Origin of the sequence: Afipia massiliensis, assembly GCF_001006325.2 — a bacterium.
GTDB lineage: Bacteria > Pseudomonadota > Alphaproteobacteria > Rhizobiales > Xanthobacteraceae > Afipia > Afipia massiliensis_A.
The window spans coordinates 1,901,116-1,914,447 of the sequence record NZ_LBIA02000001.1; the positions used below are offsets into that span (position 1 = coordinate 1,901,116).

The following is a 13,332-nucleotide window of genomic DNA, read 5'->3' on the forward strand; positions in this document are numbered from 1 at the left end:
GTTACAAGGCAGGGTGGCGGTGGCGCGCGCTCTCTGGTATGGAATTGCGAAAGTTTTAAGCGCTCTTGCGGCTATCTCCGCGAGGGATGCGACCGGTCCCGTAGCTCAGCCGGATAGAGCGGCGGTTTCCTAAACCGCAGGTCGGAAGTTCGAGTCTTCCCGGGATCGCCAACGCTTTCATTGCGCTTAAGGCAATAAAATCAGCCACTCATAAAATCAGCCACTCATGGCGTCCGGTATTGGCGCGAAGCGGTCACTCGCGAGCATCCGCTTCTGCTCCTAACGGTGATCCGAACGCCGATCGGCAGGCTGTTGTCACATCTGTCGCGAACGCGATGGGAGTAAACGCCGTACTGTTGAATTTCACGCAGGGGCGAGGCCTGCGCGTATGCAAATTCACGCAAGATAGTGGTGGATCAATGGCTCCGGAATGGGTAGACGGGCGCTCTTCCTGGGAGCAACGATGTCAGCCTGCGGACTCGATTTCGGCACGTCGAATACGACGCTTGGTACTGTTGTCGGCCGCGCGCCGATATTAGCAGAGCTGGAGGCTGGTCATGCCACCATCCCGAGCGCGATCTTTTATGAGCGGGATGGCGCCGTCCTGATTGGCCGCAAGGCCATCGAGGCATATGTGGAAGGCGCCCCCGGCCGCCTGATGCGAAGCCTGAAATCAGTGCTCGGTACGGCGCTGATCGACGAAACCACGAAGGTGGGGCGCGAGCGCGCAAGTTTCCGTGACGTGATCGCTTACTATCTCCGCGTCGTAAAGCGTCGCGCCGAACAGGCCGTTGGTCATGAATTGAGATATGTCGTCCATGGCCGGCCCGTACATTTCATCGATAACGCGTCGGAAGCCGATCGCAGGGCAGAGCAAACATTGCGCGACATCGCGCGAGAGATTGGTTTCGAAGAAGTCACCTTTCAGTTCGAGCCAATTGCCGCGGCACTCGATTACGAGCGCGGAATCTCTGAAGAGCAAATAGCGCTGATCGCGGACATCGGCGGCGGTACGTCCGATTTTTCGATTGTGCGTCTCAGCCCGGAGCGTCACCGAAAGACTGATCGGAAGCTCGATATTCTGGCCAATGATGGCGTGAAGATCGGAGGCACCGATTTCGACCGTCAGCTTAGCCTCGGTGTGATCATGCCGCTGTTGGGCTATCGCAGCGAGATGAAGCGTGCAGGGCTAAATGCCCCGTCGAGCTACTTCCACGATCTTGCAACCTGGTCGAGTATCAACAGCATGTACGATCGGAAGGTTATGACCCAGGTCCGCCAGGTTCGCTACGAGGCCGCGCAGCCTGAATTGTTCGACCGCCTCGTTCGTGTGATCGAGGAACAACGAGGTCATACTTTGGCGATGGAAGTTGAAGATGCGAAGATTTCATTGTCCGACAATCGGCAAACCGAGGTTTCGCTTGACTGGGTTGAGCCAAGTCTGGGTGTTGCCATTAAGCGCTCCGATCTTGTCAATCATACAGGGCAACTGGCTATGCGCATCGCGGCGCGGATAGAAACGTGCCTCGAACAGGCGCGGCTCAGTTCCGAAGATATTGACGTGATATTTTTGACCGGTGGTTCAGTTCAACTCGCTCACGTGCGAAGTGCTATTGTCAAAATGATACCCGCCGCCCGAGTCATTGAAGGTGATACTTTCGGAGCCGTGGGCAAGGGGCTGACGATCGAAGCTGCACAGCGCTATGGTGTTACTTGTTGAGCTGGCCACGATGCCGTCGTAGTGGTCATAGGCTTGCGCGAAAGCCGAGAAGCCGCGAATATCCAGGCCAGTTCAGGAATCATACTGGGGAATTCCATACAAATGCGATTTGATGACGTTATCCTCGGCCGACGGAGCATCCGCGGTTACAAACCCGATCCAGTCCCAAAGGCGCTGATTGAGGAAATCATCGGTTTGGCGATGCGCGCTCCGTCGTCGATGAACACCCAGCCCTGGAATTTCTACATTGTCACGGGCGAACCGCTGGATCGGATCCGCGCCGGCAACACCGAGCGGATGGTGGCAGGCGTACCGCAGTCGCGCGAGTTCCGTACGGGTCAGGCCTTTGCAGGTCCGCACCGCGACAGGCAGGTTGGCGTCGCCAAGCAACTGTTCTCAGCAATGGGGATCGAGCGCGATGACAAGGATAAGCGGCAGGACTGGGTCCTGCGCGGCTTCCGTCAATTCGACGCGCCTGTATGCGTGATCGTGACCTATGACCGCGTGCTGGACGGCAGCGACGATACGCCGTTCGATTGCGGCGCGGTGGCGACCGCCCTGGTCAATGCCGCCTGGTCTCGCGGACTGGGCGCGGTGATCAACAGCCAGGGCATCATGCAATCACCGGTGGTGCGTGAGCATGCCGGAATAGCCGACGATCAGGTCATCATGAAAAGTATCGCGCTGGGCTGGCCGGATGAGAGCTTCCCGGCAAATGCGGTCGTGTCCGAACGAAAGTCTGTCGATGAAGCTGCGGTGTTCGTCGGTTTCGACAATTAGGCGCGCGCGAAGGCGCTCAGCGTCATGGTTTCACTGAAGCTTGTCGCCCAAGATGACGAGGTGATCGAATAGGACAGAGCCACCTTTCGTGTTGCCTCGTTCATTCCGTCAGAAATTCCGATGGCTGGCATTGGTGGCAACGGCTGCCGCGGCGGTGCGGTTTTCGACACCGAGCTTTGCGTAAATCTGCTCAAGATGCTTGTCGACAGTGCGCGGGCTGAGGCCCAGGATCTGCGCGATGTCGCGATTGGTCTTGCCTTTGCTCAGCCAGGACAGCACTTCTCCCTCGCGACTGGTTAGTCCGAGCTCTTTGCTGAACTCCGCCGGAGAGTCTGAGCTGGTGTCCCGCGCCAGCCGGAGCAGGAATTCGTTCGCGCCGAGTCTGCCCATGTATTGCAGGCGAAGCTTCTCGTCGCGGAATGAGATCGCGGGCGGCGATTTCGATTCAGCCATTCCACGGTGCATCTGATCGAGCCAGTCGAGCCACGGCTCGGGCAATTCGAACTTCTCGTCGGCACCTCTCGCGCGCGCCAGCTTCTCTGCCTGCGGGGTCGCCCAAAGGATGCGCCCGCGATGATCGACCGCAAACAGGTAACGCCCTGACACGTCCAGCGCGGCGCGGGCGCTTTGAGTCAGCCTTGCATTTGCGAGGTGAACCTTGATTCGCGCCAGCATCTCGACAATCACAATCGGCTTGGTCACGTAGTCGACGCCGCCGGCCTCCAGCCCCCGCACGATGTGTTCGCTTTCGGCCAGACCCGTCATGAAGATGACCGGCACACCGGCAAGCTTGGTCTCGCGCTTGAGGCGGCGGCAGGCCTCGAACCCATCCATGCCCGGCATCACAGCGTCAAGGAGGATGATATCCGGCACGATCTGTTCGCCGATGCGCAGGGCTGACGCGCCGTCGAGCGCGACCATCACGGTCATGCCGGCGCCATCGAGCGCGTCAGTCAGCATGCGCAGGGTTTCCGGTGAATCGTCGACGATCAGCACGGTGTCGCGTGATTTAGCTTCAATGATCATGGCGCTGCACATTCTGAAGAGTTGCCATGTATTGTCCGAGGTCGAACCGTTCGACCAGCGAGCGCATCTGCGACACGAAGGCTGCGTGCTCCGGATGATCCTTGTCGATCTGGTCGAGTTTGAGGTGGATGGCGGTGACGTAGCCGATTTGTCCGAGATCGATCAACTCATCCACATATTGCACCGGCGGGCTTGGGTCCTTGTCCGCGTTCCATGCGGCGGCTGACGCTTCGGTGGTTTGAATTGGCCCCGGCTCGTATGACCATTCGATCTTGAGCAGTTGGCCGATCAGTTCAAGCAGGCGCGGAACGTCGATCGGCTTCATCAGGTAGCCGTCGTGGAACGGCTGCGCCAGCGGGGCACCGTGGGCTTCGAGTGCGCTTGCTGAAATCATCAGGATGCGCGCGCTATGATGCCCGGCGGTGCGGAGGCTTTCGGCGACCGACCAGCCGTCGATCTCGCCCATGGAGATGTCGAGCAGGAACATGTCCGGCTGACAGTGCTGCGCGAGATTGAGACACGTCGCCCCGTCCGGGGCGCTCAGGATGATGAAGCCCAGCGGGGCGAGAACCTCGCGCAGCAAATCGCGGTGAGTTGGATCATCGTCGGTGATGAGGATTGTCTTGCGCGGGCCGTGATAGCCGTAGATCGGGGCGTTGATCGCCTTGATGCGAGTCGGATTGGTGACCTCGGACAGCAACATCTTCACCTGGAACGTGCTGCCTTTCCCGACGGTGGAGGTGACGCGGATATCGCCGCCCATCACGCCGGCGAGCAGCTTGCTGATGGTGAGGCCCAATCCGGTACCGGTCTGCGGCTGCGAAATGCCGAGCGCGCCGCGTTCGAACGGCGCGAAAATTCGTTCCAGATCGTCGGCGTGAATGCCGGGGCCGGTGTCGCGCACTTCGAATTCCGCGACAGGGCTGCGGTAATGCACGATGAAATGAACGCTGCCGCTCTGGGTGAACTTGATGGCGTTCGACAGCAGATTGATCAGAATCTGCCGCAGCCGCTTCTCGTCGGCATAAACGACCGGCGGCAGGGTCTCCGGCCGCTGGAATACGAATTCCACGTTCTTCGCCGCAGCCTGCAAGCGGAACATGCCGACAAGCTGATCGAGAAACGCGTGGAGGCGAACTTCGTCGCGCGACAGATGAAGCCGTCCGGCTTCGATCTTGGAAATATCCAGCAGGCCGTCGATCAGGCCTGATAGGTGGTCTGCGCTCCGCCGGACCACGCGGATCTGGTCGCGCGGCTTCGGCAATATGGTCGCGTCCTGTTCGAGCAATTGCGCGTAACCGCTGATGGCGTTGAGCGGCGAACGCAATTCGTGACTCAACCCGACCACGTAGCGGCTCTTGGCGAGGTTGGCGGATTCTGCGACCTCCTTGGCGCGCTGAAGCTCGATGTCGGTCTGCCGGTGGGCGTCGATTTCCTGCATCAGCAGCGTGGTCTGCCGCTTGGTTTCGGCTTCCGCAGCCTGACGGCTTTGCTTGGCGAGAACGAACAGCCACGCCACGACACCGATGATGATCGAAAGCGCGAAGAAGACTTTCCAGAGCACGTCCGAAAGCTGGATATGATCAACCGCAATCACTGTCGAGGACTGCAGGTAGATCAGTCCGAGCGTCAAGCCGACAAGGCCGGCGGAGGCGGCAAAAACCCCGAGGTAATGTCCCAACTGCGAGTTGATGCGCGCATAAATGGCTTGAGGGAGAAGCTTGCCGAGAGTTTCTGACAACTGAGATTGAATACGTGCATGGGGTTTGCACAGATCGTGGCAGCGCGCATCGAGCGAACAGCACAGCGAGCAGATCGGTCCTGCGTAGGCCGGGCAGGAGGCCATGTCCTCCGGCTCAAAGGCATGTTCACAGATACAGCACTTGATGGTTTCAAGGTTCTGCCAGCTTCGCTTCGGTTTGCGCGCGATGTAATATTTTCCGCCGGTCGCCCACGCGATCACCGGTGCTGTCAGAAAAGCCACGGTCAGTGCCACGAACGGCGCGAGCGCTTTCGCCGTGGTTCCGAAGAAGCCGTAGAACGCGCTGATCGAGACGATGGTGGCAATGGTCATGGCGCCGACGCCGACGGGATTGATGTCGTAGAGGTGCGCGCGCTTGAACTCCATGTGCTGCGGCCGCAGGCCGAGCGGCTTGTTGACGATAAGGTCCGCAACGAGCGCCCCGACCCATGCGATGGCAACGTTCGAGTAAAGCGCCAGCGTTTGCTCCAGCGCCTTGTAGACGCCGATTTCCATCAGCAGCAGTGCGACCAGCACATTGAACACCAGCCACACCACGCGGCCGGGATGGCTGTGCGTCAGGCGCGAGAAGAAATTCGACCACGCAATTGAACCCGCATAGGCGTTGGTGACATTGATCTTGAGCTGCGAGAGAATGACGAAAGTGCCGGTCAGCGCCAGCGCGAGATCAGGCTGTGCAAGCACATAACGAAACGCCTCGAGATACATATGCGCGGGTTCTGCGGCATACTCCGCCGTCACGCCATGCTTGATGGCAAAGAAGGCGAGAAACGATCCGGCCAGCATCTTGATCGCGCCGGGCACGATCCAGCCGGGGCCGGCGCTGATCATGGCGATCCACCATGCGCGCTTCGAAGTTCGCCGATCGCGCGGCAAAAATCGCAGGAAGTCGACCTGTTCGCCGATCTGCGCCACCAGCGCGAACACGACAGAGGCAGCGGTTCCGAACAGCAGCAGATCGAGATGTCCTGATGGATTGCCATGCTCGCCCGGGAATGCGGTCCACTCGGCGAACGAGCCGGGGCTTTTGATGGCGATAGCAGCGAAGGGCAGAATGTGGAGCAGGATCCAGAACGGCTGCGTCCATAGCTGGAAGCGGCTGATCAGCGTGATGCCGTGGGTCACCAGCGGGATGATGACGACCGCGCTGATGAGATAGCCGATCGGGCGTGGAATGCCGAAACAGAGTTCCAGCGCCATCGCGAGAATGACGGCCTCGATCGCAAAAAAGATAAAGGTGAAGGATGCGTAGATCAGCGATGTGATCGTGGAACCGATGTAGCCGAAGCCGGCCCCGCGCGTGAGCAGGTCGATATCGACGCCATATCTGGCTGCATAATAGGCAATCGGCAGTCCGCAGCAGAAAATGATGACGCTGACCACGAGAATGGCAGCGGTGGCGTTGGTCACGCCGTAGTTCAGCGTGATGGTGCCGCCGATAGCCTCCAGCGCCAGAAATGAGATCGCGCCCAGGGCTGTGTTCGCCACCCGTGCCGCAGACCAGCGCCGCGCGCTCTTGGCCGTGAAGCGAAGCGCGTAGTCCTCAAGGGTCTGGTTGGCAACCCATTGATTATATTGGCGCCTGACGCGGTCTATCCGCTGCCGCCCGGCCACTTTGATCTCCCTCGTCACGCGTTACGCGCCCTTATCCGGTCCCGAAAAATCTACGTCGCGCTTTTGCGGTGCTGTATGCGCGATTTCGCGTATCCGTGCGCTGCACAATTCGGGCCATCTTTTCCCCATCAAGGCGCGTTGTTCAGCAAAAGGGGTGGCCATGTCAGACGAAAAACATCAGGGCTTACAGTCCGCGTTTCGGCGAAAACTGCTTATGGGGATGGCGGCATTGCCCACCATGTCGCTTGTTTCCCGCCCATCCTTCGGTGCGGGACCGGCGACGTCCGTGGTCAACACCACGGGCCTGGCGGTGACCGACACCGAGGTCACGGTCGGAATCCTGCACTCTGTCACCGGCACCATGGCGATTTCCGAGACGGGCTCGGTCCAGGCCGAGAAGCTGGCGATCGAGCAGATCAACGCGTCGGGCGGTGTGCTCGGGCGCAAGATCAAGTTCATTCAGGAAGACGGCGCATCCGACTGGCCGACCTTCGCCGAGAAGGCGAAGAAGCTGCTCGTCAACGACAAATGCGCCTCGGTCATGGGCTGCTGGACCTCGGCGTCGCGCAAGGCGGTGCTGCCGGTGTTCGAGCAGTACAACGGCATGCTCTACTATCCGACCTTCTATGAAGGCCTCGAGCAGTCGAAGAACGTTATCTACACCGGCCAGGAAGCCACCCAGCAGATCATCGCGGGCCTCGACTGGGTCAACAAGACCAAAGGCGCGAAGACGTTCTATCTGCTCGGCTCGGATTACATCTGGCCGCGCACGTCGAACAAGATCGCGCGCAAGCATATCGAAGGTCATCTCTCGGGCTCAAAGGTCGTCGGCGAAGAGTACTTCCCGCTCGGTCACACCCAGTTCAACTCGGTCATCAACAAGATCAAGCTGACCAAGCCGGACGTGATCTACGCCATCATTGTCGGCGGCTCGAACGTCGCATTCTACAAGCAGCTCAAGGCGGCCGGCATCGACCTGTCGAAGCAGACGCTGCTGACCATCTCCGTCACCGAGGACGAAATCGACGGCATCGGCGGCGAAAACATTGCGGGCGCTTTCGCCTGCATGAAATACTTCCAGTCGCTCGACAATCCGAACAACAAGGAATTCGTCGCCGCCTTCAAGAAGATGTGGGGCGAGAAGACCGTGATCGGAGACGTCACACAGGCTGCCTATCTCGGCCCGTGGCTCTGGAAAATGACGGTCGAGAAAGCGGGCAGCTTCGACGTCGACAAGATCGCCGAAGCCTCCACCGGCATCGAGTTCACCAAGGCTCCGGAAGGCTACGTCAAGATCCACAAGAACCACCATCTCTGGTCCAAGACCCGCGTGGGTCTCGCCGGTCTCGATGGCCAGTTCAAGGTGGTCTACGAGACGCCGGATCTGATCGAGCCCGACCCGTTCCCCAAGGGCTACCAGTAAGAGCGCTATCAGTAAGCGTCTCTCCCATAGCTGAGCTCCCTGGCGTGGATCGTCAGTCCACGCCCGCAGCCCTCGCGCCGCGGATTCGTTCGCGGCGCGAGACTTCCCCAGGCGGAGATTTGAAATGTTCGGCGATTACTCGATTGGCGATCTCGGCGCGATCTTTGCGATGCAGGGTTTCGCAGGCCTCATTCTCTTCTCCGTTTACGTCCTGATGGCGCTTGGCCTTGCGATCATCTTCGGCCAGATGGGCGTCATCAACATGGCGCACGGCGAATTCATGATCCTCGGCGCCTACGTCACCTGGATGACGTCGAATTTCTTTCAGGCCTATCTGCCGTCCCTGTTCAGCGGCTACTTCTTTCTCGCGATGGCGCTCGCCTTCCTCGCATCCGGCGCGCTCGGGATGCTGGTGGAATGGGCGCTGATACGTCATCTCTACAAACGTCCACTTGATACACTGCTCGCGACCTGGGGCCTGAGCCTGATTCTGCAGCAGGCCTACCGCTCGATCTTCGGCGCACGTGAAGTCGGCGTCGAGCTGCCGCAGTGGATGCTCGGCTCCAAGCAGATCACCGACACCATCGAAGTTCCGATCAACGGCATCTTCGTGATGTGCCTGACTCTGCTGATCACCATCTCCGTCGCCTACATCATGTACAAATCCCGCTGGGGCCGTCAGGTCCGCGCCGTGGTGCAGAACCGCGTAATGGCCGGCGCTGTCGGCATCAACACCGAGAAGGTCGACCGTTACACCTTCGGCCTCGGCTGCGGCATCGCGGGCATCGCGGGATCCGCCTTCACCATGATCGGCTCGACGGGGCCGACCTCAGGCCAGCTCTACATCGTCGATACGTTCCTTGTGGTCGTGTTCGGCGGCGCGGCCAGCCTGCTCGGCACCATCGCTTCGGCTTTCACCATCTCCCAGGCGCAGTCCACCATGGAATTCTTCATGTCGGGCTCGATGGCCAAGGTTCTCACGCTGCTCGCGATTGTCGGCATCCTCATGCTCCGGCCGCAGGGGCTGTTCGCCCTCAAGGTCCGGAAGTGAAAAAGGCCAGAAAAATGTCAAAGAAAGTCTCAGAGCAAACTGTCGCTGCCAAAGCCGTCAACGACAATCCGCGCTTCGCGAACCGCTCCGAACTTCTCGGCATTCTGGTGCTGGCGATACTGCTGGTCGTCATCCTGCCGCTCACCCTCGACAACTTCCGGCTCAATCTCGTCGCGAAGTATCTGACCTACGCCTTCGTGGCGATTGGTCTGGTGATTTGCTGGGGCTATGGCGGAATTCTCAGCCTCGGGCAGGGCGTGTTCTTCGGCCTCGGCGGCTATTGCATGGCGATGTTTCTCAAGCTGGAAGCATCCAGTGTCGCGAACACCAAGATCCAGTCGACGCCCGGTATCCCGGACTTCATGGACTGGAATCAGATCACGCAGTTGCCCCTGTTCTGGAAGCCGTTTCACAGCCTGTCGTTCACGATCATCGCGATCATCGTGGTTCCGGCGATCTTCGCCTTCATCATCGGCGCCGCCATGTTCAAGCGTCGCGTCGGCGGCACTTACTTCGCGATCATCACTCAGGCGATCGCCGCGATCCTGACCATCCTCATTATCGGTCAGCAGGGCTACACCGGCGGCGTCAACGGCATTACCGATTTGCGCACGCTGAAGGGCTGGGACATCCGCACCGACAACGCCAAGTTCATTCTCTACTTCGTGGAAGTGGCCTGTCTGTTCGGCTGCATTGGAATCGCGCAGTTCATTCGCCATTCGAAGCTGGGCCGCATTCTGGTCGCTATGCGCGAGAAAGAGGATCGCGTCCGGTTCTCGGGCTACAGCGTCGCCAATTTCAAAATCTTCGCTTTCTGTGCCGCCGCCGTGTTCGCGGCCATCGGCGGCGCGATGTTCGCCCTGCAGGTCGGTTTCATGTCGCCGTCCTTCGTCGGCATCGTTCCGTCGATTGAAATGGTGATCTATGCGGCGGTGGGCGGTCGGCTGTCCATCCTCGGCGCAGTCTACGGCACGCTGCTGGTCAATTTCGCCAAGACGAGTCTTTCGGAATCGTTTCCCGAGCTTTGGCTCTTCGGCCTCGGCGCGCTGTTCATCGCGGTGGTGCTGGCTTTCCCGAACGGCCTTGCGGGAATCTGGCGAGATTACGTTCAGAGCCGCATCGATCGCCTGATCGCATTTCGCAAGGCAAAGACGGGCGGCAAGAGCGGCTGGACCGGCGGCTCTGTCGCCGACGGCGCACCGGCGGAATAGGAGCACATCATGCTTGTCGGTCATCAACCCAAGGAATTCCTGCTCGCGGTCGAGGCGCTCACGGTCTCGTTCGACGGCTTCAAGGCGGTGAACGACCTATCGTTCTACGTCGACGAGAACGAGATCCGCGTCATCATCGGTCCGAACGGCGCTGGCAAGACCACGGTGCTCGATCTGATTTGCGGGAAGACCAAGGCGACATCCGGTTCGATCCAGTTCCGCAGTCAGGAACTGACCAGGATGAAGGAGAACCAGATTGTCCAGGCCGGCGTCGGCCGGAAATTCCAGACGCCGTCGATCTATGACGATCTCACCGTGTTCGAGAATCTCGAAATTTCCTATCCGCGCGGCCGCACGGTATTCGGCGCGCTGACGTTTCAGCGCGATGCGACGGTGCGCGACCGGGTGGAGGAGGTCGCCGAGATGATCTTCCTGAAAGATCGCCTCGGCATGAGCGCCGAATTGCTCAGTCATGGCCAGAAGCAGTGGCTCGAGATCGGCATGCTGCTGATCCAGGACCCTGACCTTCTAATGCTCGATGAGCCGGTGGCCGGCATGAGCGTCAGTGAGCGGATCAAGACGGCCGAATTGCTCAACCGCATCATCAAGGATCGCTCGGTGCTGGTGATCGAGCATGACATGAAATTCGTCGAGGACATCGCGCACAAGGTGACCGTGCTGCATCAGGGGAAGATCCTGTCGGAAGGTTCGATGGAGATGGTCAAAAACGATCCCAAAGTTATTGAAGTTTATCTCGGCCACTAAGTCCCGGTTCAAGGAAGATATCATGCTCTCGATCTCGGACCTTCACGTCGCCTACGGACAGAGCGAAGTGCTGCACGGCCTCAACGTCTCCGTCGCCCCCAACGAGATCGTTGCGATCATGGGCCGTAACGGCATGGGCAAGACCACGCTGATGAAGTCGCTGATGGGGATCGTTCCGACCAAGAGCGGTTCGGTCACCATGGAAGGCAGTGAGCTCGGCACGCTCAAGAGCTATGAGCGCGTCGCCAAGGGGCTGGCCTATGTCCCGCAAGGCCGCATGATCTTCTCGACCATGACGGTGAAGGAGAACATCGAAACCGGGCTGGTCACGTCGGGCGAGAAAGAAGTGCCGGGCGACATCTATGAGCTGTTTCCGGTGCTGCTCGAGATGAAGGGCCGGCGCGGAGGCAATCTCTCCGGCGGTCAGCAGCAGCAACTTGCGATTGCGCGCGCGCTCGCCACCAAGCCGAAGGTTCTTCTGCTGGACGAACCCACCGAAGGCATCCAGCCGTCGATTATCCGTGAGATGGCGCGCACGCTGAAGCGCATCCGTGACGAGCGCGGGCTGTCGATCATCGTCTCCGAGCAGGTCCTCAGCTTTGCGCTGGATGTGGCCGACCGCGTTCTCGTGATCGAGAACGGCGAGATCGTCCGTGACGAGAAGCGTGACGGCATCGATGCCGCGCAGGTCGCGAAATACCTTTCAGTTTAACGACGACGTAACCAGGGGAGCATCCAAAATGCCAGATACACTGATCAAGGTCGATCTCAACCAGTCGGCCTACGACAACGACAAGATCCACAATCGCTGGCATCCGGAGATCCCGATGGTGGAATGGGTCAGTCCGGGCGATGATTTCATCATCGAGACCTACGACTGGACCGGCGGCTTCATCAAGAACAACGACTCGGCCGATGACGTTCGCGACATCGACCTGTCGATTGTGCATTTCCTGTCAGGTCCGATCGGCGTCAAGGGCGCGGAGCCTGGCGACCTGCTGGTCGTCGATCTGCTTGATGTCGGCCCGATGAAGGAGAGCCTGTGGGGCTTCAACGGCTTCTTCTCCAAGCAGAATGGCGGCGGGTTTCTGACCGACCACTTCCCGCTGGCGCAGAAGTCGATCTGGGACTTCAAGGGTATGTACACCTCGTCGCGGCACATTCCCGGCGTCAACTTCGCGGGGCTGATTCATCCCGGCCTGATCGGCTGTCTACCCGATCCGAAGATGCTGTCGATGTGGAACGAACGCGAGACGGCGCTGATCGCGACCAACCCGACCCGGGTGCCGGGGCTTGCCAATCCGCCGTTCGGGCCGACGGCGCATATGGGCCGCATGAAGGGCGACGCCAAGGCGAAGGCCGCGGCTGAAGGCGCGCGTACCGTTCCGCCGCGCGAGCATGGCGGCAACTGCGACATCAAGGATCTGTCGCGCGGATCGAAGATCTACTTCCCGGTCTATGTTTCCGGCGCAGGTCTTTCGATGGGCGATCTGCATTTTAGCCAAGGCGATGGCGAGATCACTTTCTGCGGCGCGATCGAGATGGCAGGCTGGCTGCACATCAAGGTCGATGTCATCAAGGACGGCATGGCGAAGTACGGCATCAAGAACCCTGTGTTCAAGCCGTCACCGATGACGCCGAACTACAAGGATTTCCTGATCTTCGAAGGCATCTCGGTCGACGAGGCCGGCAAGCAGCATTATCTCGATGTGACGGTTGCCTATCGTCAGGCCTGTCTCAACGCCATCGAGTATCTCAAGAAGTTCGGGTATTCCGGCGCTCAGGCCTATTCCATTCTCGGAACGGCGCCGGTGCAGGGACACATCTCGGGCGTCGTGGACGTTCCGAACGCCTGCGCCACGTTGTGGCTGCCGACGGAGATCTTCGACTTCGACATCATGCCCTCGTCGGCGGGGCCGATCAAACACATCAAGGGCGGCATTGACATGCCGCTGTCACAAGACAAGTAGCTCCCGCGCG

Annotated in this window: 10 protein-coding genes and 1 tRNA gene; 9 read left to right on the top strand and 2 right to left on the bottom strand. The window is 59.8% G+C overall.

Annotated features, from left to right (window positions below):
* Positions 1-94 precede the first annotated feature (94 nt).
* The 3 genes from YH63_RS08985 to YH63_RS08995 all read left to right on the top strand — a co-directional run bounded on the left by YH63_RS08985 (position 95) and on the right by YH63_RS08995 (position 2,500).
* Positions 95-171: transfer RNA gene (locus YH63_RS08985), tRNA-Arg, on the top strand.
* A 292-nt stretch (positions 172-463) separates the two neighbouring features.
* Positions 464-1,720 (top strand): Hsp70 family protein, encoded by a 1,257-nt coding sequence (locus tag YH63_RS08990; RefSeq protein WP_046827895.1) that lies wholly within the window; start codon positions 464-466, stop codon positions 1,718-1,720.
* A gap of 102 nt (positions 1,721-1,822) precedes the next feature.
* The gene (locus YH63_RS08995; protein ID WP_046827894.1) at positions 1,823-2,500 is read left to right on the top strand and encodes a nitroreductase; all 678 of its coding nucleotides are present in this window, start codon (positions 1,823-1,825) and stop codon (positions 2,498-2,500) included.
* Positions 2,501-2,608: 108 nt separating this feature from the next.
* On the opposite strand, the gene YH63_RS09000 is transcribed toward YH63_RS08995, so the two are convergent.
* Together YH63_RS09000 and YH63_RS09005 are read right to left on the bottom strand one after the other, a co-directional pair.
* Positions 2,609-3,526 (bottom strand): response regulator transcription factor, encoded by a 918-nt coding sequence (locus YH63_RS09000; RefSeq protein WP_046829646.1) that lies wholly within the window; start codon positions 3,524-3,526, stop codon positions 2,609-2,611.
* Positions 3,516-6,902, bottom strand: coding sequence for a hybrid sensor histidine kinase/response regulator (locus YH63_RS09005; protein ID WP_046827893.1), 3,387 nt, complete (start codon positions 6,900-6,902; stop codon positions 3,516-3,518). The genes YH63_RS09000 and YH63_RS09005 overlap by 11 nt, the downstream gene beginning before the upstream one ends.
* A gap of 160 nt (positions 6,903-7,062) precedes the next feature.
* Here YH63_RS09005 and urtA point away from each other — a divergent pair, with 160 nt between their 5' ends.
* The 6 genes from urtA to fmdA all read left to right on the top strand — a co-directional run bounded on the left by urtA (position 7,063) and on the right by fmdA (position 13,322).
* Positions 7,063-8,325 carry an urea ABC transporter substrate-binding protein gene (gene urtA, locus YH63_RS09010; protein ID WP_046827892.1) on the top strand — a complete coding sequence of 421 codons (1,263 nt, stop codon included), beginning with the start codon at positions 7,063-7,065 and terminating at the stop codon, positions 8,323-8,325.
* A 124-nt stretch (positions 8,326-8,449) separates the two neighbouring features.
* The gene (gene urtB, locus YH63_RS09015) at positions 8,450-9,376 is read left to right on the top strand and encodes an urea ABC transporter permease subunit UrtB (RefSeq protein ID WP_046827891.1); all 927 of its coding nucleotides are present in this window, start codon (positions 8,450-8,452) and stop codon (positions 9,374-9,376) included.
* Between the two features lie 14 nt (positions 9,377-9,390).
* A complete protein-coding gene (gene urtC, locus YH63_RS09020) occupies positions 9,391-10,587 on the top strand; it encodes an urea ABC transporter permease subunit UrtC (protein WP_046827890.1) in 1,197 nt (398 codons plus the stop codon).
* Positions 10,588-10,596: 9 nt separating this feature from the next.
* On the top strand, positions 10,597-11,352 hold the full coding sequence (gene urtD, locus YH63_RS09025; RefSeq protein WP_046827889.1) for an urea ABC transporter ATP-binding protein UrtD: 756 nt from the start codon (positions 10,597-10,599) through the stop codon (positions 11,350-11,352).
* Between the two features lie 22 nt (positions 11,353-11,374).
* Positions 11,375-12,064 carry an urea ABC transporter ATP-binding subunit UrtE gene (gene urtE, locus YH63_RS09030; protein ID WP_046827888.1) on the top strand — a complete coding sequence of 230 codons (690 nt, stop codon included), beginning with the start codon at positions 11,375-11,377 and terminating at the stop codon, positions 12,062-12,064.
* A gap of 28 nt (positions 12,065-12,092) precedes the next feature.
* Positions 12,093-13,322, top strand: a complete 1,230-nt coding sequence (gene fmdA, locus YH63_RS09035) for a formamidase (RefSeq protein WP_046827887.1) — start codon at positions 12,093-12,095, stop codon at positions 13,320-13,322.
* The last annotated feature ends 10 nt before the right edge of the window (positions 13,323-13,332 follow it).

What these genes read in the sequence shown, in the direction of transcription:
- urtB (WP_046827891.1), top strand. Translation starts at nt 8,450, where the DNA reads ATGTTCGGCGATTACTCGATTGGCGATCTCGGCGCGATCTTTGCGATG.
- urtD (WP_046827889.1), top strand. Translation starts at nt 10,597, where the DNA reads ATGCTTGTCGGTCATCAACCCAAGGAATTCCTGCTCGCGGTCGAGGCG.
- urtA (WP_046827892.1), top strand. Translation starts at nt 7,063, where the DNA reads ATGTCAGACGAAAAACATCAGGGCTTACAGTCCGCGTTTCGGCGAAAA.
- urtC (WP_046827890.1), top strand. Translation starts at nt 9,391, where the DNA reads ATGTCAAAGAAAGTCTCAGAGCAAACTGTCGCTGCCAAAGCCGTCAAC.
- urtE (WP_046827888.1), top strand. Translation starts at nt 11,375, where the DNA reads ATGCTCTCGATCTCGGACCTTCACGTCGCCTACGGACAGAGCGAAGTG.
- fmdA (WP_046827887.1), top strand. Translation starts at nt 12,093, where the DNA reads ATGCCAGATACACTGATCAAGGTCGATCTCAACCAGTCGGCCTACGAC.
- YH63_RS08995 (WP_046827894.1), top strand. Translation starts at nt 1,823, where the DNA reads ATGCGATTTGATGACGTTATCCTCGGCCGACGGAGCATCCGCGGTTAC.
- YH63_RS09000 (WP_046829646.1), bottom strand. Translation starts at nt 3,526, where the DNA reads ATGATCATTGAAGCTAAATCACGCGACACCGTGCTGATCGTCGACGAT.
- YH63_RS08990 (WP_046827895.1), top strand. Translation starts at nt 464, where the DNA reads ATGTCAGCCTGCGGACTCGATTTCGGCACGTCGAATACGACGCTTGGT.